This window comes from Streptomyces marinisediminis, from assembly GCF_026262575.1.
Lineage (GTDB): Bacteria > Actinomycetota > Actinomycetes > Streptomycetales > Streptomycetaceae > Streptomyces > Streptomyces marinisediminis.
In genome coordinates this window covers 36,516-58,077 of the sequence record NZ_JAPKFL010000021.1, presented here as the reverse complement: position 1 = coordinate 58,077, position 21,562 = coordinate 36,516, and the positions used below count along the sequence as shown (strand labels likewise).

The 21,562-nt window shown below is 75.5% G+C and carries 17 protein-coding genes; 9 read left to right on the top strand and 8 right to left on the bottom strand.

What is annotated here, in order from left to right:
* Positions 1-16: 16 nt before the first annotated feature.
* From OSB71_RS17675 to OSB71_RS17655, 5 genes are read right to left on the bottom strand one after another with little or no spacing between them, the layout of a single operon-like run.
* The gene (locus OSB71_RS17675) at positions 17-871 is read right to left on the bottom strand and encodes a glycosyltransferase family 2 protein (RefSeq protein WP_265949216.1); all 855 of its coding nucleotides are present in this window, start codon (positions 869-871) and stop codon (positions 17-19) included.
* 44 nt (positions 872-915) lie between these two features.
* Entirely contained in the window at positions 916-1,698 is a 783-nt protein-coding gene (locus OSB71_RS17670; RefSeq protein ID WP_265949159.1) for a CDP-alcohol phosphatidyltransferase family protein, read from the bottom strand.
* Positions 1,676-2,737, bottom strand: coding sequence for an iron-containing alcohol dehydrogenase family protein (locus OSB71_RS17665; RefSeq protein WP_265949157.1), 1,062 nt, complete (start codon positions 2,735-2,737; stop codon positions 1,676-1,678). The genes OSB71_RS17670 and OSB71_RS17665 overlap by 23 nt, the downstream gene beginning before the upstream one ends.
* Positions 2,725-3,471: a phosphocholine cytidylyltransferase family protein gene (locus tag OSB71_RS17660; RefSeq protein ID WP_265949155.1), complete on the bottom strand. Its 747-nt coding sequence runs from the start codon at positions 3,469-3,471 to the stop codon at positions 2,725-2,727. Before OSB71_RS17660 ends, OSB71_RS17665 begins: the two co-directional genes overlap by 13 nt.
* Positions 3,468-5,240: a DUF5941 domain-containing protein gene (locus tag OSB71_RS17655; RefSeq protein ID WP_265949214.1), complete on the bottom strand. Its 1,773-nt coding sequence runs from the start codon at positions 5,238-5,240 to the stop codon at positions 3,468-3,470. The genes OSB71_RS17660 and OSB71_RS17655 overlap by 4 nt, the downstream gene beginning before the upstream one ends.
* A 472-nt stretch (positions 5,241-5,712) precedes the next feature.
* Between OSB71_RS17655 and OSB71_RS17650 the strand changes: the two genes are divergently transcribed.
* Complete coding sequence (locus tag OSB71_RS17650; protein WP_265949153.1) at positions 5,713-6,648, top strand: cation diffusion facilitator family transporter; 936 nt, start codon at positions 5,713-5,715, stop codon at positions 6,646-6,648.
* Positions 6,649-6,721: 73 nt separating this feature from the next.
* Complete coding sequence (idi, locus tag OSB71_RS17645) at positions 6,722-7,276, top strand: isopentenyl-diphosphate Delta-isomerase (protein WP_265949152.1); 555 nt, start codon at positions 6,722-6,724, stop codon at positions 7,274-7,276.
* 118 nt (positions 7,277-7,394) lie between these two features.
* On the opposite strand, the gene OSB71_RS17640 is transcribed toward idi, so the two are convergent.
* Positions 7,395-7,871, bottom strand: a complete 477-nt coding sequence (locus OSB71_RS17640) for an ATP-binding protein (RefSeq protein ID WP_265949150.1) — start codon at positions 7,869-7,871, stop codon at positions 7,395-7,397.
* Between the two features lie 302 nt (positions 7,872-8,173).
* On the opposite strand from OSB71_RS17640, the gene OSB71_RS17635 reads away from it, so the two are divergent.
* The 4 genes from OSB71_RS17635 (at position 8,174) to OSB71_RS17620 (ending at position 13,978) form a co-directional block, all read left to right on the top strand.
* Positions 8,174-8,971, top strand: coding sequence for an enoyl-CoA hydratase/isomerase family protein (locus OSB71_RS17635; protein WP_265949149.1), 798 nt, complete (start codon positions 8,174-8,176; stop codon positions 8,969-8,971).
* A 56-nt stretch (positions 8,972-9,027) separates the two neighbouring features.
* A complete protein-coding gene (locus OSB71_RS17630; RefSeq protein WP_265949147.1) occupies positions 9,028-9,891 on the top strand; it encodes an SCO6745 family protein in 864 nt (287 codons plus the stop codon).
* Positions 9,892-9,960: 69 nt separating this feature from the next.
* Positions 9,961-12,360 carry a Tex family protein gene (locus OSB71_RS17625; protein WP_323055307.1) on the top strand — a complete coding sequence of 800 codons (2,400 nt, stop codon included), beginning with the start codon at positions 9,961-9,963 and terminating at the stop codon, positions 12,358-12,360.
* A gap of 235 nt (positions 12,361-12,595) precedes the next feature.
* The gene (locus tag OSB71_RS17620) at positions 12,596-13,978 is read left to right on the top strand and encodes a hypothetical protein (protein ID WP_265949143.1); all 1,383 of its coding nucleotides are present in this window, start codon (positions 12,596-12,598) and stop codon (positions 13,976-13,978) included.
* 177 nt (positions 13,979-14,155) lie between these two features.
* Here the strand turns inward: OSB71_RS17620 and OSB71_RS17615 are convergent, their stop codons facing one another.
* Positions 14,156-14,818: a nitroreductase family protein gene (locus tag OSB71_RS17615; protein ID WP_265949141.1), complete on the bottom strand. Its 663-nt coding sequence runs from the start codon at positions 14,816-14,818 to the stop codon at positions 14,156-14,158.
* 271 nt (positions 14,819-15,089) lie between these two features.
* On the opposite strand from OSB71_RS17615, the gene OSB71_RS17610 reads away from it, so the two are divergent.
* From OSB71_RS17610 to OSB71_RS17600, 3 genes are all read left to right on the top strand, one after another.
* Positions 15,090-16,736: an ABC-F family ATP-binding cassette domain-containing protein gene (locus OSB71_RS17610; RefSeq protein ID WP_265949140.1), complete on the top strand. Its 1,647-nt coding sequence runs from the start codon at positions 15,090-15,092 to the stop codon at positions 16,734-16,736.
* Between the two features lie 268 nt (positions 16,737-17,004).
* Complete coding sequence (sph, locus tag OSB71_RS17605) at positions 17,005-18,036, top strand: sphingomyelin phosphodiesterase (RefSeq protein WP_265949138.1); 1,032 nt, start codon at positions 17,005-17,007, stop codon at positions 18,034-18,036.
* A 277-nt stretch (positions 18,037-18,313) separates the two neighbouring features.
* Positions 18,314-19,117 carry a MerR family transcriptional regulator gene (locus OSB71_RS17600; RefSeq protein WP_265949136.1) on the top strand — a complete coding sequence of 268 codons (804 nt, stop codon included), beginning with the start codon at positions 18,314-18,316 and terminating at the stop codon, positions 19,115-19,117.
* 217 nt (positions 19,118-19,334) lie between these two features.
* Here OSB71_RS17600 and OSB71_RS17595 read toward each other — a convergent pair whose 3' ends face one another.
* Complete coding sequence (locus tag OSB71_RS17595) at positions 19,335-21,518, bottom strand: 3-hydroxyacyl-CoA dehydrogenase NAD-binding domain-containing protein (RefSeq protein WP_265949134.1); 2,184 nt, start codon at positions 21,516-21,518, stop codon at positions 19,335-19,337.
* Positions 21,519-21,562: the final 44 nt, after the last annotated feature.

Below are 21,562 nucleotides of genomic sequence, written 5' to 3'. Positions count from 1 at the left end.
CTCAGACCCGAGCATTTCAGATGACGGGAGGGCGTCCCAGCCGGGTCATGCGCCACACCGTACGCCAGCGCATGGGGCGCCGAGGACCGCACGCGGTGGCCCAGCCCTCGCGGAAGCCGCCCAGCCAGGCGCGCAGGGCGGCGCGCGAGGGGCGGCGCAGCAGGGTCAGCAGGACCCACACCCCCAGGTACACCGGCACCAGGGGCAGCGGCAGGCGCCGGCGGGCCAGCCACACCCGGTTGCGCGCGACCATGCGGTGGTAGACGGCATGGCGGCTGGGCAGCGTCTTCGGGTGGTGCAGCACGAGGTCGGCGCGGTACTCGATCCCCCACCCGGCGTCCAGGGCCCGCCAGGCCAGGTCGGTCTCCTCGTGGGCGTAGAAGAAGTCGTCCGGCAGCCCGCCCACTTGCCGGAGCACCGCCGTGCGCACGGCGCTGGCGCCGCCGAGGAAGGTGGTGGCGCGCGAGGAGCGCAGGGGGTCGGCGGCGCGCAGCCGGGGCACGTGGCGGCGCTGGGTCTCCCCCGAGACCGGGTCGGCGATGCGGAAGCTGACGATGCCGAGCCGCTCGTCGGCCGCGAACGCCCGCCGGCACAGCTCGGCGGTGTCGGCCCGCGGCAGCAGCCCGTCGTCGTCCAGGAAGAGGATCGCGTCCACCTCGCTCCCCGCGGGCCCGAACACCTCGACGCCGGCGTTGCGCCCGCCGGGGATGCCCAGGTTCTCCGGCAGCTCCAGCGTGCGCAGCCCGCCGGGGAGTTCGGGCAGCTCGGGCAGCGGGGCGCCGTTGCCGACGACGACGACCGCGACCGGGTCGCCCTCCTGCCGGGCGACGGAGTCCAGCAGCGCGCGCAGCTCCTCGGGGCGGTCGCCCATGGTGAGGACCACCGCGCCGAGCCGGAACGGGGCCGGGTCCCCGCTCACCGGAGCCTGCTGGACGCGAGGACGGACACCAGGTGCAGCACGGTCTGCACCACGGCGATGGCGGCCAGCACGGCCACGCCCGCCCGGGTGAAGAACAGCCCGCCCGCCACCGCGTCGGCGAGGGCGACCAGCAGGATGACCAGGGAGGCCTCGACGCCGCCGACCAGCCGGTGGAACTTCAGGGCGGAGGCCGCCCGCCGGGCGAAGGCCAGCCCCGTGGAGCGCGGCACGGCGGCCGCCTCGCGCACGGCGGGCAGGCCGCCGCGCGCCCGGGCGACGTCCACCAGGTCCGTCTCGGCCTTGATCAGAATCGCGCCGAGGGCCGCCACCGTGCCCACGAACGCCCACATCCAGTGCGCGCGCCCGTCGACGCCGAAGAGGTCGGCGGCGCGCAGGCCGAAGCCGGTGAGCAGCGCCGCCTCGGCCAGATAGTGCCCGACGCGGTCCAGGTAGACGCCGGTGACCGAGGTCTGCCCGCGCCACCGGGCGATCTCGCCGTCCACGCAGTCCAGCAGCAGGTAGAGCTGGACGAGCACCGCGGCCAGCAGCGCCCCGGTGATCCCCGGCACCAGCAGGGCGGCCCCGGCGAGCACACCGGCGAGCACCATGAGGTAGGTGAGCTGGTTGGGCGTGATGCGAGTGCCGACCAGGTGGCGGTCGCAGCGCAGGGAGATCTCGCGCATGTAGAGCCGCCCGGCCCAGTGCTCGCCGCTGCGCCGGTCCTTGACGCCCTCGGGGTGGACGACCGGCCTGAGTTCAGCTACCGATGGCTTGGACATAGTCGCCGTACGCGTCCCTGATCTGGTCGGTGGACAGGTCGAGGTGCTCCAGGATCGTGTAGCGGCCCGGACGGGTCTGCGGGGCGTACGCCACGACCTCGACGAACTCCGCGACGCTGAAGCCGATCTCCCGCGGCAGCACGGGCTGGCCGTGCCGGCGCAGCACCTGCGCCATGAGCCCGGACTCCTCGCGCGCTCCGCGCAGGTGCATCGCGAAGGCCGCGCCCAGCCCGCACTGCTCGCCGTGGCTGGCGGCCCGCTTGGGGTGGAGGAGGTCGAAGGCGTGGTTGATCTCGTGGCAGGCGCCGGAGGCGGGGCGGCTGTCCCCGGCCACCGACATGGAGATCCCGGTCAGCACCAGGCCCTCGGCGAGCACGGTGAGGAAGCCGTCGTCGGCCACGTCACCGGGGTGGCGCAGCACCGCCTCACCGGCCTGCCGGGCCATCGCGGCGGCGAGCCCGTCGATCTTCTCCCCCGTCACCCGGTGGGAGAGCTCCCAGTCGGCGACGGCGGAGATGTTGGAGATCGCGTCCCCGATGCCGGAGCGCACGAAGCGGGGCGGGGCCTGCCGGACGACGTCGAGGTCGATGACGACGGCGATCGGGTTGGGCACGCCGTACGAGCCGCGCCCGGCGTCGTTGTCGAGCGTGGCCACCGGGGAGCACAACCCGTCGTGCGAGAGGTTGGTGGCGACGGCGACCAGCGGCAGCCCGACCCGCGCGGCGGCGAACTTGGCGCAGTCGATGATCTTGCCGCCGCCCAGGCCGACGACCGCGTCGTAGCGGCCGGACTTCATGGCGTCGGCGAGCTTGATCGCGTCGTCCAGGGTGCCGCCGCCGACCTCGTACCAGCTCGCGCCGGGCAGCGCCGGGGCGAGCCGCTCGCGCAGCGCCGCGCCGGAGCCGCCGCTGATGGCGACGGCCAGCTTGCCGGAGGAGGAGATCCGCTCGTCGGCGAGCACACCGGCGAGGTCGTCCAGCGCCCCGGGCCGGATGTCGACGACGACCGGCGAGGGGATGAGCCGGGTCAGTACTGGCACGCGATCTCCCTGCCCTTGCCGAGATCGTCGTGGTTGTCGATCTCGACCCACGCCACGTCGCCGATGGGCTCGACGTCCACGGTGAAGCCGCGGTCGACCAGCTCCTGGTACCCGTCCTCGTAGTAAAGGTCCGGGTCGCGCTCGAAGGTGGCCCGCAGCGCGTCGGCCAGGTCGCCGGCGGCCTCGCCCTCGATCAGCGTCACGCCGATGTACTCGCCGGTCGCCTCGGCCGGGTCCATCAGCTTGGTGATCCGGCTGACGCCGCCCTCCGCGCCGGTGACGACCTTCATCTCCTCGTCGGCGAGCCGCTTGACGGTGTCCAGGGCCAGCACGATCCGCCCCTTGCCCCGGGCGGCGAGCAGCGTCTTCTCCACCGAGACGGGGTGCACGGTGTCCCCGTTGGCCAGGATGACGCCCTGCTCCATCACCTCGCGGGCGCACCACAGGGAGTAGGCGTTGTTCCACTCCTCGGCCTTGTCGTTGTCGATGAGCGTGAGCTTCAGGCCGTAGCGGCGCTCCAGCTCCTCCCTGCGCTCGTAGACGGCCTCCTTGCGGTAGCCGACGACGATCGCGGCCTCGCGCAGCCCGACTTCGGCGAAGTTGCCCAGCGTGAGGTCGAGCACGGTCGTCGCCGGCTCTCCCGCGGACCCCACGGGCACCAGGGCCTTGGGAAGAGTGTCGGTGTAGGGACGCAGACGCCGTCCGGCGCCGGCGGCCAGCACGAGGCCGATCATGCGGGAACTCCTGTTTCGTCGTGTACTGCGGGCGCCGCGGCGGACACCCAGAAGCGGATGCTCTCGGCGAGCACCACCAGGGCCACGATCCCGGCGAGCACCGAGAGCGCGGCGGGGAGACGGGGGCCGCCGGACCACAGCGCGGCGGCGACGGCCACGAGCAGCGTGCGGCCCTCCTGCCCCCCGGCGGCCCGCACCAGCGGCCGCGGCGGTGCCCCGCTGCCGCCACGGATGCGGTACACCGTGTCGTAGTGATGGTAGGCGACCGCCGCTACCAGGCAGAAAGCCGCGGGCAACGCTCCGTTTACTTCGGACACCGCGGCCAGCGCGAGCACGGTGCCGTACTCGGCGGCCCGGAACAGCGGCGGGACCAGCCAGTCCAGCCGCCCGGTCAGCGGGCGGGCCAGCGCCCAGCCGGACAGCAGCGCGTACCCCGCGGCCGCCCAGACCGGGAGCCAGCCGCCCGCCGGGGACCACAGGGCGGTGGCCGGCACGGCGACGGCGCCGACCCCGGCGAGCACCGGCGCCAGGCCGCGCAGCGGGGGCGCGGCGCGCGCGGCCAGCTCGGCGAGCGGGCCGCCGTCGGCGAGGTCGGCCAGCGCCCGTGCGGCCCCGGCGGTGCGGCGCCCGCGCCGCGCGACCGAGCGCAGGACGCGGCCCGCGGTGGTGTAGCAGGCGGCGAGCAGGCAGCCGGCGAGCAGCACGAGGAACGTGGTGCGCGGGGTGGTGAGCGCGGTGAGGACGGCGATCAGCGCCCAGCGCTCCCCGATCGGCAGCACGACCATACGGCGGGCCCAGACCGTCCAGCCGACGCCGTCCAGCCGGCCGGAGAGGGCGGCGGTCGGGCCGGCGCCCGCCCCGGCGCCGTCCTCGTACCGGTCGGCCTCGGCGAAGGAGAAGTCGACGACGTGCCGCACGGTCTGCACCACCATCGCGCCCAGGGCGAGGGCCCACACGTCGTCCCCGCCCCGGGCGGCGCCGAGCGCGAGCCCGGCGTAGAAGGCGTACTCCTTGGCCCGGTCGAAGGTGGCGTCCAGCCAGGCTCCCAGGGTGGAGTAGCGCAGCGCGTAGCGGGCGAGCTGGCCGTCGGCGCAGTCCAGCACGAAGGAGGCCAGCAGCAGCACGCCGGCCGCGACGAAGGACGCCCGGGTGCCGGCGGCGGCGCACCCGGCGGCCACCAGGGCGACCAGGAGCGAGGCGGTGGTGACGTGGTTGGGGGTCAGCCCGCGCCGGGCGCACCAGCGCGCGACGTACCGCGAGTAGGGGCTGATGAAGAAGGTGGTGAAGAACCCGTCGCGGGACTTCACGGCCGAGCGCAGCCGTACGTCCTCCTCGTCCACGGCCGCGGTGGCGGCACGGGCGGCGTCCAGCGCCTGGGCGTCGCGCGGCACGGCGGCCACCAGCACCCCCAGCTCGGGCCGGTGCACGGCGGTGCCGCCGGCCTCCAGGGCCGCGGCGAGCTCGTCGGGGGCGGGCGTGCCGCGCGCGGCGTCGGCCAGGGCGGCGCGGGCGGCGGGCTGGGCGGTCACGGCGCCGGGGACGGCGGCGGCCGGGAAGCGCGGGTCGGTCAGGCCGAGCCGCAGGCTGTGCAGGTGTCCGGTGAAGCGGTGGTCGACGACGGCCGCCCGCTCCCTTGCCGGGACGGCGGTGAGCAGGGCCGCGACGTCGGCCGGGGCGGCGGCGGTGCGCACGGTGAAGCCGAGCGAGCGCAGGTCGCTTTCGAGCGTCGATCCGGCGACCGGCGGGCCGGTGAGGATGGCGGTCGGCAGACGAACTCACTCCTTGACAGCGAGGCCCGGTGCGGGGGGCGTGCGGCCGGTCTTCGGCCGGACGCGGGGCAGCGCCCGGCGGCGTGCCGTTCGCCCGTCCGGTGGGCGGCGCGGACTCGCCAGAGGCTATCCGATCCCGGAAGGGACTGTTCATCGCGCGTTCAGCGACACGGGGTTGCCTCCGTTACGGCCCGGTGGGCGGAGGCGACCGAGGTCCGCGGGAGGCCGGACGGCCGCCGCCCCGCCGCTCCGCGACCCGCCCGGACCGGCGGCCGTCCCAGCGGCCGTCCGACGGCCGTCCGGGGGGCGGCCGACCGGGTGCCCCGGCGTCGCCACCCGGCCCCGCACACCGCTGAGCTGCACGGTAAACCCGCAGGTCACGGCACATGACAACGGTGTTCAGTGCCGCGTTGCCCATACCCCCGACCCGTAGTTGACTGTGCGGGTAACCGACCGAACGGGAGGCGTGCGCATGGGCGCGGGGCACAACCACGGAGGGCCACCGCCGGGAACGTCCGGCACCGCATCGGCGGCGTACCGGGGGCGGCTGCTGATCGCTCTGGTGATCGCCGTCACACTGCTGCTGGTGCAGCTCGCCGGTGCGTGGCTGACCGGCTCGCTGGCGCTGCTCGCCGACGCCGGTCACGTGGCGACCGACGCCACGGGCATCGCCGTCGCGCTCACCGCGATCCACTTCGCGGCCCGCCCGGCCTCCGAACGCCGCACCTTCGGACTCGCCCGGGCGGAGATCCTGGCCGCCCTGTTCAACTGCGTGCTGCTGCTCGGGGTGGGCGGCTACATCGTCGTCGAGGCGGTGGAGCGGTTCCAGGAGCCGGCCGACGTGCCCGGCGGGCCCACCGTCGTCATCGGCCTCATCGGCCTGGCGCTCAACTGCCTGTCCCTGGCCCTGCTCATGCGCGGCCAGAAGGAGAGCCTCAACGTGCGCGGCGCCTTCCTGGAGGTCCTGGCCGACACCCTCGGCTCGCTGGCCGTCGTCGCCGCCGCGGTGGTGATCCTGGTCACCGGCTGGACGCGGGCGGACGTCGTCGCCTCGCTGGTGATCGCGCTGATGATCGTGCCCCGCACGGTCAAGCTCGCCCGGGAGGCGCTGGAGGTGCTGCTGGAGGCCGCGCCGAAGGACGTGGACGTGGCCGAGGTGCGGCGGCACATCCTGGCCGTCTCCGGGGTGGAGGGACTGCACGACCTGCACGTGTGGACGATCACCTCCGGCATGCCGGTGCTGTCCGTGCACGTCGTGGTGGAGGACAAGCTGCTGGAGGCGGGCGAGCACGACCGGGTGCTGCACGAGCTGCAGGAGTGCCTGGGGAGCCACTTCGACGTCGAGCACTGCACGTTCCAACTCGAACCGCGCGGCCACGCCGCCCACGAGGGACGCGTGTGCCACTGAACGTCACTTGACCAGGTGGTGTAGGCCCGGGATCGGGCGACACCGGAGCGGGCGGCGGTATAGGAAGATCAGTATGACTGACACCATGACGACTCCGATCATGCTGGAGCTGGTCGACGAGCACGGGCGCACCGTCGGCACCGCCGAGAAGCTCGCCGCGCACCAGCCCCCGGGGCGTCTGCACCGCGCGTTCTCGGTCTTCCTCTTCGACGACGAGGGGCGGCTGCTGCTCCAGCGCCGGGCCCTGGACAAGTACCACTCCCCCGGTGTGTGGTCCAACAGTTGCTGCGGACACCCCTATCCCGGGGAACCGCCGTTCGCGGCCGCGGCCCGGCGGGTGGGCGAGGAGCTGGGGGCGGGCCCCGCGCTGCTGGCCGAGGCGGGCACGGTGACCTACCGCCACCCCGACCCGCTGTCCGGGCTGGTGGAGCGCGAGTACAACCACCTGTTCGCCGGGGTCCTCCGCCAGCCGCCGCGGCCCGACCCGGCCGAGATCGCGGAGACGGCCTTCGTCACCCCGGACGAGCTGGCCGCGCGCCACGCCCGCGACCCGTTCTCGGCGTGGTTCATGACGGTGCTCGACACGGCCCGCGACGGCATCCGCGCGGTGACCGGCGGCGGCTGGTAGGACGCCACCGGCGGTCCGCGCGCGCACCGGTGCGCGCCGTCCGCGGCGCCGGCGAGGGCGGCGACGGCCCCGGCCGGCCGCGCGGTCCGGGGCGTGCCGGAGCGCGGGTTCCGGTGCGCTACCCGGCCGGCGCCGCCAGCGGCAGGCAGGCCCAGACGACCTTGCCGCCGGCCGCGGTCCGCTCCACACCGCACGCCCCCGCCTGCTCCGCGCAGACCGCCTTCACCAGCAGCAGCCCCCGCCCGCCCAGGTGCTCCTCGGCCGGGTCGGCGGCCAGTGCCTTCGGCCGGTAGGGATGCCCGTCCTCCACGGCCACCCGCACCCAGCCGGTGCCCAGGGACACCTCCACGCCCAGGTGCGGCGAGAGCAGCGCCGCGTGCCGCACGGCGTTCGTCACCAGCTCGGAGAGGACCAGCAGCAGCCCCTCCAGCGCCTCGCCGGAGACGGGCGCGCCCTGCCTGGCGAGCAGGTCCCGCACGGCGTGGCGCACCCGCGGGACCGAGGAGTCCAGCGCGGGGGCGGAGAACCGCCAGGCGCCTTCGTAGCCCGCTCCCCCGGCCGGGGGCGGCCGCAGGGCTCTCCCGCTGCTCTCCATCGTGACCGGCGTCCTCTCGTCTCCACGCGCCCGCGCGGCCCGCGCACGTCGCCCCGGGCCACCTGTCCCCCGAGTGTTGGGCCCCGCGTGCGAAGGGGTGGGGAGCTGTGCGGAACTGGTCGCCTTTCGGACGGCACCAAGCGCTCGCGCACGCCGACGACCGCGGCGTGCGCGGACGTGATCGCTTTCTGCGGCGTTCCGGGCCCCCTGCCCGGATTCGTACCCGGGTCCGCCCCGTCCCCCACCGGCTCCCGCCCGGCCCCCGGCCGAGGGGCGCGGGGGCGCGGAATAGCATCGCCCTCATGGAGTCAGGTCTGCTCTGCACGGTGGACGGCGCGGTGGCGACCGTGCGCCTGCACCACCCCGCCAAGCGCAACGCGATGACCGCGGCGATGTGGCGGGACCTGCCGCCGCTGCTCGACCGGCTGGGCGCCGACCCGGCCGTGCGCGCGCTGGTGCTGACCGGCTCGGGCGACACCTTCTGCGCGGGCGCCGACATCTCCGGACTGCGCGACGACAGCTCCCCGCCCGCGCTCGCCCGCGCCGCCGAGGAGGCGCTGGCCGCCTTCCCCAAGCCCACGCTGGCCGCGGTCCGCGGCTACTGCGTGGGCGGCGGCTGCCAGCTCGCGGTCGCCTGCGACCTGCGGTTCGCCGCGCAGGGGGCGGCGTTCGGCATCACCCCGGCCAAGCTCGGCATCGTCTACGGCGCCGGCTCCACCGGGCGCCTGGTGTCCCTCGTCGGCCCCGCGACGGCCAAGTACCTGCTCTTCTCGGGCGAGCTGATCGACACGGCGCGGGCGCTGCGGACCGGCCTGGTCGACGAGGTGCTGCCCGCCGCCGGTCTGGACGAGCGGGTGGCGGCGTTCACCGGCGTCCTCGCCGAACGCTCGCAGCTCACCCAGGCCGCGGCGAAGGAGTTCGCCGCGGGCCCCGCGGCACCCGACCGGATCGCCCACTGGGAGCGCGAGGCCGCGTCCTGCGGCGAGGCGGCCGAGGGCGTCGCCGCGTTCCTGGAGCGCCGACGGCCGCGCTTCACCTGGTCGCCGGGGCCCGGCGCGCCCGCCGGCGGCCCCGGAGCGCGGCCGGGCACCCCGGCGTGACCGGAGCGCCGCCGAACCGACTGGTCCACTAAGCGACTGCTCAGTACCCTGCCCGCATGACGCACCTCTACGAGCGCGCCGGTCGGCGCTGCCACAACGCCATCAACCCGCTGCACTCGACCGTCTACTTCTCCCCCGACACCGCAGAGGAGCTGGCCGCCCTCGGCCTCACCGACTTCTCCGGCGCCTACTTCGCCTCCCGCGCCGCCGCCCTGGGCGCCGTCGGACCCGGCACCGTCGCGGCGACCTTCTACAGCTTCAGCTACGACCTCATCGCCCGGCACCTGCCCGCCGCCTGGGAGACGGCGGCGCCCCGGCAGGTGCTCGCGGCGCGCCTGCGCGGCGCGGACCGCACCCTGCGGCGGCTGCTCGGCGCGCGGACCGTCGCCTCCCCGGAGATGGCCGAGGCCGCCGAGCTGGCCCTGCGCGCCACCGAGGCCTGCGAGCGCGGGGCCCGCCCGCTGTACGCCGCCCACGCCGACCTGCCGGTGCCCGACGAACCGCACCTCGCGCTGTGGCACGCGGCCACCCTGCTGCGCGAGCACCGCGGCGACGGACACCTCGCGGCGCTGGCCGGCGCGGGCCTGAGCGGGCTGGAGGCGCAGGTCAGCCACACCGCCACCGGCAAGGGGATGAGCCCGAAGTGGGCGCTGCGCACCCGGGGCTACGGGCAGGCCGACTGGGACGCGGCCGCCGGGCGGCTGCGCGACCGCGGCCTGCTCGACGCGGCGGGCGAGCTGACCGAGGCCGGCACCGCGCTGCGCCGGGAGATCGAGGCGGAGACCGACCGCCGCGACCGCGCGCCGTACGAGCACCTGGGCGCGGCGGGCGTGGAGCGCCTGACGGAGCTGGGCAACGCGTTCTCGCTGGCCGCGCTCCAGGCCGGCGCGTTCCCCGAGGGCCTGTTCGGCAAGGGCTGAGGCCGGCCCCCGCCCGGCGGGCCCCGCCGGTCCCCCACGCCGTCGGCCCCGCCTGCCACAATGCGGGGCGTGACCGCAACGACCCTGACCATCGAAGCCCGGATCGCCGACGAGCTCGGCGTCGCAGAGCGGCAGGTCAAGGCCGCCGTCGACTTGCTCGACGGCGGCTCGACCGTGCCCTTCATCGCCCGCTACCGCAAGGAGGCCACCGGCACGCTCGACGACGCGCAACTGCGTGCCGTCGAGGAGCGCCTGCGCTACCTGCGGGAGCTGGAGGAGCGGCGCGCCGCGGTCCTGGAGTCGGTGCGCGGGCAGGGCAAGCTGGACGACCGCCTGGAGGCCCGGATCCTGGCGGCCGACTCCAAGGCCCGCCTGGAGGACATCTACCTGCCCTACAAGCCCAGGCGCCGCACGAAGGCCCAGATCGCCCGGGAGGCGGGGCTGGAGCCGCTGGCGGACGGGCTGCTGACGGACCCCGCGGTGGAGCCGCGGGCCGCCGCCGCGGCGTTCGTCGACGCCGACCGGGGGGTGGCCGACGCCGCCGCCGCGCTGGAGGGCGCGCGGGCGATCCTCACCGAGCGCTTCTCCGAGGACGCCGACCTGATCGGCGAGTTGCGCGAGCGGATGTGGACGCACGGCCGCCTGGTGGCCCGGGTGCGCGAGGGCAAGGAGGAGCAGGGCGCGAAGTTCGCCGACTACTTCGACTTCCAGCAGCCCTTCACCGAGCTGCCCTCGCACCGGGTGCTGGCCATGCTGCGCGGTGAGAAGGAGGACGTGCTGGACCTCGTGCTGGAGCCGGACGCCGAGGGCGCCGAGGGCACGGCCACCGGCCCCGCCGGCCCCACCCCTTACGAGCGGGCCGTGGCCGCGCGGTTCGGGATCGTCCAGCGCGGCCGGCCCGGCGACGCCTGGCTGGCGGAGACGGTGCGCTGGGCCTGGCGCACCCGCATCCAGGTGCACCTGGGCATCGACCTGCGCAGTCGGCTGCGGCAGGCGGCCGAGGACGAGGCGGTCGACGTCTTCGCCGCCAACCTGCGCGACCTGCTGCTGGCCGCCCCCGCGGGCAGCCGCGCGACGATGGGTCTGGACCCGGGGCTGCGCACCGGCGTGAAGGTGGCCGTCGTCGACGCCACCGGCAAGGTCGCCGCGACGGAGACCGTCTACCCGCACGCCCCGCAGCGCAGGTGGGACGAGGCCCTGGCCGTCCTGGCCCGGCTCGCGCGGGAGCACACGGTGGAGCTGATCGCCGTCGGCAACGGCACGGCCTCCCGCGAGACGGACAAACTCGCCGGGGACCTGCTGGCGCGCGAGCCGGACCTGAAGCTGACGAAGGTCATGGTCTCCGAGGCCGGGGCGTCGGTGTACTCCGCCTCCGCCTACGCCTCGCAGGAGCTGCCGGAGCTGGACGTGTCGCTGCGCGGCGCCGTCTCGATCGCCCGCCGTCTCCAGGACCCGCTGGCCGAGCTGGTCAAGATCGACCCCAGGTCCATCGGCGTCGGCCAGTACCAGCACGACCTCTCCGAAGTGAAGCTCTCCCGCTCCCTGGACGCGGTGGTCGAGGACTGCGTGAACGGCGTCGGCGTGGACGTCAACACGGCCTCCGCGCCGCTGCTCTCGCGCGTCTCGGGCATCGGCGGCACCCTCGCAGGGAACATCGTCACCCACCGCGACGCCCACGGCCCCTTCCGCAGCCGCGCCGCGCTGAAGGAGGTCGCGCGGCTGGGCCCGAAGGCGTTCGAGCAGTGCGCCGGGTTCCTGCGCGTCCGCGGCGGGGACGACCCGCTGGACGCCTCCAGCGTGCACCCCGAGGCGTACCCGGTGGTGCGGCGCATGGCCCGGGCCGACGGTGGTGACGTCGCCGCGCTCATCGGCAACACGACGGTGCTGCGCGGCCTGCGCGCGGCCGACTTCGTCGACGACGCCTTCGGCCTGCCGACGGTCACCGACATCCTCCGCGAGCTGGAGAAGCCCGGCCGGGACCCGCGGCCGGCGTTCCGGACGGCCGCGTTCAAGGAGGGCGTGGAGAAGATCGGCGACCTGGCGCCGGGCATGGTGCTGGAGGGCGTGGTGACCAACGTCGCCGCCTTCGGCGCCTTCGTGGACGTCGGCGTCCACCAGGACGGCCTGGTCCACGTCTCGGCCATGTCGAAGTCCTTCGTCAAGGACCCGCGGGAGGTCGCCAAGCCGGGCGACATCGTGAAGGTGAAGGTGCTGGACGTCGACGAGGCGCGCAAGCGCATCTCCCTGACGCTGCGGCTGGACGACGAGCCCGGCAAGGCGTCCGACGGGCCCCGGGGCGGACAGCGCGGCGGGCAGCGCGGCGGCGGTGTGCCGCGCCGCCGCGAGGGCGGGCAGCGTGAGGGCGGCCAGCGCGGCGGGAACCAGCGCGGCGGCGGGCAGCGCCGCCAGGGCCCGCCGCCGGGCAACGACGCGATGGCCGACGCCCTGCGCCGCGCCGGGCTGGCCTGAGCGACCCCGCCTGCCCGCTCCCCGCGCCGCGCGGTGCGGGCAGGCGGGCAGGCGGGCAGGCGGGCAGGCGGGCAGGCAGGCAGGCAGGCAGACGGATAGTTCCTGCTCACGGCCACCGCGCGGGGCGTCGTCCCGTACGGGTGAACTCATCCGATGAACCTCATGGAAGGTGATCCACCCGGGCAGTGTCTTCCGCGCCAGCGGATGACGACTTCTGCCGAGATGAGGAATCGCCTTGCCCCGCAAGCGGAACGACGACGCCGCCCACTGGTGCGGCATCGTGCACAACACCCTGATGCACACGAACAAGGAGCTGCGCGAAGCACTGACGGCCGGGCTGAACGACGTGCGCGAGGCGGGCGGTTCGGCGCAGCGCTCCACTCGTGAGGCGGTCACGGCCGAGTTGGGCAGGCTGCGCGGTGAACTTTGGGAGTCCAGGAAGGAGCTGATCAGCGGTCGGGGCGAACTCGGCGCCGAGGTGCACACCGCGCTGAGCGGGTTGCAGCAGGAGTTGCGTCGGCTCAGGGAGGCCTTCGAGCACGACCGCGGCCCGGACGGCGCGCCCACCGACACCAGTGGTCACGCCCGGCCGGAGGGCGGTGCGGCCGACGCGGCGGGGACGGCCGACGCGGGTCCGGTGGGCACCCTCCCGGTCGGTACCGCGCTCCTCGGCACCGTGCCCGCCCAGCGCCGGGCCACGGACGGCGCGGTGACGGGCAGCCCGCCCGACAGCGCGGCGAACGGCGCGCAGGCGGACAGCCCACCCGACAGCGCGGCGAACGGCGCGCAGGCGGACAGCCCACCCGACAGCGCGGCGGACGGCGCGCAGGTGGAGACCGGCGCAGCCGGAGCGCAGGAGGGGGCGGGTGCGGCCGAGGAGGCCGGAGGGCCGGGCGGCGCGGAGGACGGTCCGCACGCCGAGCGGCTCGCGCAGGCCGTCGTGGCCGCGCTGCGCCAGGAGTGCGGCGCGCTCCAGGACGAGTTGGGCGTCCACCTGGTCGGGCTCCAGACCGACGTGGCGACGCTGTCCGCGCGGTGGGAGGAACAACTCCCGCCGCGCCCCGGGCAGGATGCCGGGCTGCCCGGGGCACCCGTGGCCACGGACGAGCACCGGGGGCTGCTGCGGCGGGCCGCCGGGGTCTCCTCGGCCCTCCTGGTGTGCCACCGGGACCTGTGGGAGTTCGTCATCGGCCAGGCCGGCCGGCACCCGCACTTCCGCCTGCCCGCGCAGCTCGCCGACCGGGGCGAGGGCCGCATCGCCGCCGACGTGTCCGGGCGCTCCCTGATCGGCGTGTTGAGCAGCCTGTTCACCGCCTGGCACACCGCGCCGGAGGGCGACGCCGACTGGGCGCTGGCCTCCACCGTCTACGACCGCATCGCCGCCGGGCTGACGGCGCTCGGGCCGCAGGGGGGACCGGTCACCATTTTCCTGGACGACCGCGTACCCGACTCGGCGCGCGACGAGGACGCCGACGAGTCCGGGGCCGCCCCGCCGTCGGGGCGGCCGGAGCCGCACGGCCCGGAGCCGGAGGCCGCCGGGCCGGAGGGCCCGCGCACCACGGGGAGTCCGGCGGACGCGCGGGAGCCGGAAGACCCGCCGGAGGCGGCCCGCGACTGATCCGAGCCGCACACCGCCACCCCACCCCCGGCCACCCCGCCCGCCCTGCCGAAAGCCGAAACAGCCGACCCAACCGACGCACCAGCGCGGCGGCCGGTGCCGACGCGGCGACGCGGCTACCGAGCGGGCGGGCGGCGGTCCGGGCCGCGGCGGCGGCCCGGCGCGGGCGCACTCACCTCACAGCCGCACCACGACGTCCTCCAGCTCCTTGCGCCGCAGGTCGGGCACGCGCGCGTCGGGGGCGGGGTACCCGACCGGGATGACGTAGGCGGCCCGCTCCTCCTCCGGACGCTCGCAGACCTCGTTCAAGAAGCGCATGGGGCTCGGAGTGTGCGTCAGCGTCGCCAGGCCCGCCTGGTGCAGCGTCGCGAGCAGCAGGCCCACGGCGATCCCGACGGACTCCTTGGTGTAGTACGGCCGAGGAGTGCACGGCCCCTTGTGCACCTCGAAGACGACGATCACGGCCGGCGCGGTCTCCAGGAACGGCTTGCGCCAGTCGGTGCCCAGCGGGGCGAGGGCCGCCAGCCACTCCGGTGAGGCGCGCCGCCCGTAGAACTCGCGCTCCTCGCGTTCGGCGGCCTCGCGCAGCCGCCGCTTGCGGTCGGGGTCGGTGACCACGACGAAGCGCCACGGCTGGACGTGGGCGCCGCTGGGCGCGGTGGCGGCCGTGCGCACCGCCCAGTCGAGGACGCCGTCGGGGAGCGGCCGGGGGTCGAAGTCGCGGACCGTGCGGCGGCGCGCCATGACGTCGTGGAAGGCGCGGGCGCGTTCGGCGGCCTGCCCGGTGGGGACGGCCATGGGCTCCAGCGGCACGGTGGGATACGGCTTGGTCTGCACCATGCCCGCAGCACAGCACACGGAGCGCCCGGCGTAAATGCGTTGCACGGCCATCGGCCGGCCCCTAACGTCGTTTTCGGCCCTGTTGCCGTCGATGGGAGAGGCCGTTGCTCGTCTGAGGTCGGAAGACACCGTGTGCTGATGCGGCGCGTCGCGCCGTGCCACGCGTGTGACCTCGGATGCGAGCCCGCTCCCGCACGCCCGCGTCTCCCGGGTGGCCTCCCGGTGTCTTCCCGCGTTGCTCCTTCCCCTTCGACGCGTCCAGGAGGCATCCATGACCACCCCGTCCCACCGCGGCACGCCCGGCCCGGGCATCACCGGGACCGCGCTGACCTTCGCCTGGCCGGACGGCACCACCGTCTTCGACGGGCTCGACCTCGCCCTGGGCCCCGGCCGGACCGGGCTGATCGGCCGCAACGGCGGCGGCAAGTCGACCCTGCTCAAGCTGATCGCCGGGGAACTCGCCCCGCACGGCGGGACACTGCGGGTGTCCGGGGAGGTCGGCCATCTGCCGCAGGACGTCACGCTCGCCACCGGCCTGCGCGTCGACCAGGCCCTCGGCATCGCCCGGACTCGTGCCGCGCTGCACGCCATCGAGGCGGGCGACGCGCGCGAGGAGCACTTCACGGCCGTCGGCGACGACTGGGACGTCGAGGAGCGGGCCAGGGCCACCCTCGACGGCCTCGGCCTGGCGGGCGTCGGCCTGGACCGCACGATCGGCGAGGTCTCCGGCGGCGAGGCCGTGCTCCTGCGGCTGGCCGCCCTGCTGCTGCGCCGCCCGGACGTGCTGCTGCTGGACGAGCCGACCAACAACCTGGACCTGGCCGCCCGGCACCGGCTGTACGCGGCGATGGAGGCCTGGCACGGCGTGCTGGTCGTCGTCAGCCACGACCGGGAGCTGCTGGGCCGGGTGGACCAGATCGCCGACCTGCACGACGGCGACCTGCGCCTGTACGGCGGCGACCTGGCCGCCTACGAGGAGGCGGTGGCCACCGAGCAGACCGCCGCCGCGCGCATGGTGCGGGTGGCCGAGGCCGACGTGCGGCGGCAGAAGCGCGAGTTGGCGGAGGCCCACGAGAAGCTGGCCGCCCGCAAGCGGTACGGCGGCAAGATGGCCGCGAGCAAGCGCGAGCCGAAGGTCGTGATGAATGCGCGCAAGCGAGCTGCGCAGGAGTCGGCGGGCAAGCACCGCATCCTGCACGAGCGGCGGCTGGGCGCCGCGCGCGAGCGGCTGGCGGAAGCGGCCGAGCACGTCCGCGACGACGCCCGCATCCGCGTCGACCTGCCCCGCACCCGGGTGCCGCCCGGCCGGCAGGTGCTGAGCGTGCGGGACGCGGTGCTGCGGTGCGGCGCGCGGGCCACGTTCGACGTGCACGGTCCCGAGCGGATCGCGCTGGTCGGTGCCAACGGGGCCGGCAAGTCGACGCTCCTGCGCACGGTGGCGGGCCTGCTGCCGCCGGCGGCGGGGGACGTGCGGGCCCACGTCCCGCTGCGGATGCTGCCGCAGCGGCTGGACGTGCTCGACGCGTCCCTGTCGGTCGCGGCCAACGCGGCCCGGTTCGCGCCCGGCGCCGGTGACAACCGCGTCCGCGCCCAGCTCGCCCGGTTCCTGTTCCGGCAGGCGCGCGCGGACCAGCTCGTGGGCACGCTCTCCGGTGGCGAGCGGTTCCGGGCGACGCTGGCGGCGCTGCTGCTGGCCGAACCGGCGCCGCAGCTCCTGCTGCTGGACGAGCCGACCAACAGCCTGGACCTGACCTCCGTCGCCCAGCTCACCGCCGCGCTGGAGTCCTACGAGGGCGCGCTGATCGTGGCCGGGCACGACGTGCCGTTCCTGCACGCGCTGGGCATCACCCGCTGGCTGCGGCTGGACGGCGAGCTGCGCGAGGTGGCTCCGGTGGAGCCGGGCGAGCCCGCGCACTGAGCAGGGTGCGGGCGCGCGGGGTGCGGCCCGTGGCGGGTGCGCCCGCCACGGGCCGCACCAGCACGGGGACGCCGGGGAGACGCGGACCGCGCCGAGCGGTGCCCCGGCCGCCCCGGGGGCGGCGGGACGGGCGGGGCGGGAGCCCGGCCGCCGGGGGCGTCGCGGGGCGTGCGCGCCCCGGTCACCTTCTGACCGCCCAAGGGTTACCTGTGAGTAATCGCGGCTGCTTGGATGTGCGGCACCGTCCGCCCCGTGAGAGGAGTCCTCCGTGCCGCAGCATCCCGCGCGTCGCGCCGTCCGCAGGTTCGCGGTGACCGCCGCCGTGCTGGCCGCGACCGCCGCAGGCCTCACCGCCGCGCCCGCCGCCGCGACCCCGGTCCCGGCCACCGCCCCGGCGCCGTCCGCCCCGGCGCCGTCGTCCGCCGAACCGCAGCGCCTTTCGGTGCTCACCTACAACGTGTTCCTGTTCAACCGGTCGCTCTACCCCAACTGGGGTCAGGACCAGCGCGCCGCGCGGATTCCGCGCGCGGACTTCTTCCGCGGGCACGACGTGGTGGTGCTTCAGGAGGCGTTCGACAACCCCTCCTCCGACGCGCTGCTGAGCGGCGCCGCCGCCGACTACCCGCACCGCACGCCGGTGCTCGGCCGCTCGCGCTCGGGGTGGGACGCCACCGGCGGCTCCTACTCCTCCTTCGCCCCGGAGGACGGCGGGGTGAGCGTGCTCAGCAGGTGGCCGGTGCTGCGGCAGGAGCAGTACGTGTACGCCGACGGCTGCGGCTCGGACGGGTGGTCCAACAAGGGCTTCGTCTACGCCGTGCTGGACGTGCGCGGGGAGCGGGTGCACGTCGTCGGCACCCACGCCCAGTCCACCGACCCCGGCTGCGGCACCGGCGAGGCGGCCCGGGTGCGCGCCTCCCAGTTCCGGGAGCTGGACGCCTTCCTGGACCGCAAGGCCATCCCGGCGCACGAACAGGTCGTCGTCGCGGGTGACTTCAACGTCGACAGCCACAGCTCGGAGTACGCGTCGCTGCTGGCCACCGCGGACCTGGTGGACCCCGACGGGCGCTCGGGGCCCGCCCACTCCTTCGACCCCGTGCGCAACTCCGTCGCCGCCGACCGCTACCCCGGCGAGGCCCGCGAGCACCTCGACCACGTGCTGCACCGCGCGGGGCACGTCCGGCCCGCCGAGTGGCACAACGCCACGGTCGACGAGCGGTCCGCCCCGTGGACGGTGACGAGCTGGGGCCGTTCGTACACCTACACCAACCTCAGCGACCACTACCCGGTGGTGGGCCGCTAGTGCCGCATCAGCCAGGGTTTGCCCCGTCGCGACGCCCGGCACGGCGCCTCGCGGCGTTGCCGAATCGACCGAGTAGGCCCACTACGCCTACTACGCCGCCGATCCGGCGCCTTGCGATGCACCGCACCGGACGCCGCTCCTTGACGGGCAAACCCTGACTGACACGGCACTGGGGTCGGTGCCCGGTCCGGACGGCGCGCTTCACAGTTCCGGTGAGACACCAATAGTGTTGCACGTGGTGCCGCACGCAGACCGGACGAGAGGGAGGGCGCCGCCCATGGACGAGCAGGGGGAGCGCGGTGCGGGGCTGACCGTCGACGAGCTGGCCGCCCGCGCCGGAGTGACCGTGCGCACCATCCGCTTCTACAGCACGCGCGGGCTGCTGCCGCCACCGCAGATCGGCCCGCGCCGCGTCGGCCGGTACGGGGACGAGCACCTCTCCCGGCTCGCGCTCATTGAGGAGCTGCAGAGCCAGGGCATGACGCTGGCCGCCATCGAGCGCTACGTACAGCGGCTGCCGGCCGACCTGAGCGCGCACGACCTGGCCATCCACCGCGCCCTGGTCGCCTCCTGGATGCCGGACACGGCCGACGAGGTGACCCGCGGGCAACTGGAGCGCCGCTGCGGCCGGGCGCTGACGGAGGCGGACGTGGACCGGCTGGCCGCGATGAGCGTGCTGCGGCGCACCGACGGGCCGGACCGCTTCCTCGTCGACCCCGGCCTGCTGCACCTGGGCGTGCGCCTGCTGGACGTGCCGATCGCGCACGAGTCGATCCTCGCGGCGCGCCGCGTGGTGCTGGACCACGCGCGCGAGGTGGCCCGGGAGCTGAGCCGGCTCTTCCGCGCCGAGGTGTGGGAGCCCTACCGCAGCACGGGGCCGGACCCCGACCAGGTGGAGGCGATGAAGTCGCTGTCGGCGCACATGCAGCCCCTGGTGGTACAAGCTCTGCTGACGGCGTTCCAGCGCTCCCTGAAGGACGAGTTGCGCGAGGCGTTCCCCAAGGAGCGCGCTCCCCGGCTCGGCCCCGGCGACCCCGGCGCCGCTGCGGCCGACCGGGCCACCCGCTCCGGGCGCGCCTGACCCGTCGTCCACCGGCCCCCAGCCGCGCGCGGTCCACCGCCCGCGCGCGGCTGTGGCGCGGTCCACCGCCCGCGCGGGGCACCCGCCCCGCGCATCCGCCGACCCGGGTCGCCGGCCACACCGCGGGGGCCCGGGCGCGGGCGGGCCCGGGGCCCCGCGCCCGGGCTTCGCACGCCCGGCCCCCGCACGCGGGCGGGCCCGGGCGGGCCCGCCCGCGTCAGGCGGCGTCGGTGAAGCGTTCGCCCCGGTCCGCCTTCTCCAGCAGCAGGGCGGGCGGCGCGAAGCGGTCGCCGTACCGCTCCTGGAGCTCGCGGGCGCGGGCGACGAAGCCGGGCAGCCCGCCGGGGTAGCCGTTGATGTACTGCAGGCAGCCGCCCGTCCACGGCGGGAAGCCGATGCCCATGACGGAGCCGATGTTGGCGTCGGCGACCGTGGTGAGGATGCCTTCCTCCAGGCAGCGCACGGTGTCCAGCGCCTCGGAGAAGAGCATGCGCTCCTTCATGTCCTCGAACGGCACCGTGGGCGCGCCGCCGACGGTGCCGAAGTGCTCACGCAGGCCCGGCCACAGGCGGGTGCGCCGGCCGTCCTCGTCGTAGTCGTAGAAGCCCGCCCCGCCGCTGCGGCCGGGCCGCCGGAACTCGTCGACCATCCGGTCGATGACCTTCTCGGCCGGGTGCTCGGGCCACTCGCGCCCCTCGGCCTCCAGGGCCGCGCGCGTCTCGTTGCGGATCTTGCGCGGCAGGGTGAGCGTCAGCTCGTCCATCAGGGACAGCACCTTCGCCGGGTACCCGGCCTGGGCCGCCGCCTGCTCGACGGAGGCCGGCTCGACGCCCTCCCCCACCAGCGCGACGCCTTCGTTGAGGAACTGGCCGATGACCCGGGAGGTGAAGAAGCCGCGGGCGTCGTGCACGACGATCGGCGTCTTCCCGATCTGCCGTACCAGGTCGAAGGCGCGGGCCAGCGCCTGGTCGCCGGTCCGGCGGCCGCGCACGATCTCCACGAGCGGCATCTTGTCGACGGGCGAGAAGAAGTGCAGGCCGATGAAGTCCGCCTGCCGCTCGACGCCCTCGGCGAGCCCGGTGATGGGCAGCGTGGAGGTGTTCGAGCACAGCAGCGCGTCGGGCTCCACGACGTGCTGGACCTCCTGGAAGACCGCGTGCTTGAGCGCGGTGTCCTCGAAGACGGCCTCGATGACGGCGTCGCACCCCGCCAGGTCGGCCGGGTCGGCGGTGGGCGTGATGCGGGCGAGCAGGGCGTCGCGCTTGTCGGGGGTGGTCTTGCCCCGGGCCAGCGCCTTGTCCAGCAGTCCGGCGGAGTAGTCCTTGCCCTTCTCGGCGGCCTCCGCCGACACGTCCTTCAGGACGACCTCGATGCCGGCCTTGGCGCAGGAGTAGGCGATGCCCGCCCCCATCATCCCGGCGCCGAGCACCGCGACCTTGCGCACCTTCCGCTCGGGCACGCCGTCGGGGCGGCTCGCCCCGGAGTTGACGGCCTGGAGGTCGAAGAAGAACGCCTGGATCATGTTCTTGGCCAGCGGGCCGGTGACCAGCTCGGTGAAGTAGCGGCCCTCGATGCGCTCGGCGGTGGCGAAGTCGACCTGCGCGCCCTCCACGGCCGCCGCCATGATGGAGCGCTGGGCGGGGTAGGGCGCGCCGCCGGTCTGCTTGGTGAGGTTGGCGGGGAAGGCGGGGAGGTTCGCCGCGAACCCGGGGTGCGCCGGGGTGCCGCCGGGGATCTTGTAGCCCTCGGTGTCCCAGGGCTGCGCGGCCTCGGGGTGGGCCTCGATGAACGCCCGGGCGCGGGCGAGGAGCGCGTCGTGGTCGGCGACGACCTCGTGCACCAGGCCCTTGTCCCGCGCGGCGGCGGGCACGTACTGCTGCCCTTGCAGCAGGACGTTGAGCAGCGCGTCGGCGATGCCCAGCAGCCGCACGGCGCGCACCACGCCGCCGCCACCGGGCAGCAGGCCGAGCGTGGACTCGGGCAGGCCGATGCGGCTGCCGGGGGCGTCGAGCGCGACGCGGTGGTGGCAGGCGAGCGCGATCTCCAGCCCGCCGCCGAGTGCCGCGCCGTTGATGGCGGCGACGACGGGCCTGCCCAGGGTCTCGATGCGGCGCAGGTCGCGCTTGACGCGCATCCCCTTGGCGTAGATCTCCTCGGCGTTCTCCGGGGTGGCCTGGACGAGCAGGCGCAGGTCGCCGCCGGCGAAGAAGGTCTTCTTGGCGGAGGTGACGATGACGCCGCGGATCTCCTCGCGCTCCGCCTCCAGGCGGTTGGCGACGGCCGTGAGCGAGGCGGTGAACGCCTCGTTCATGGTGTTGGCGGACTGGTCCGGGTCGTCCAGGGTGAGGGTGACGATGTCGTCGGCGTCGCGGTGCCAGCGGATCGTGGTGGGCTCGGGCATGGCGTGCTGTCTCCTGGGAAGGGGTCGGCGGGGTGCGGGCGGTC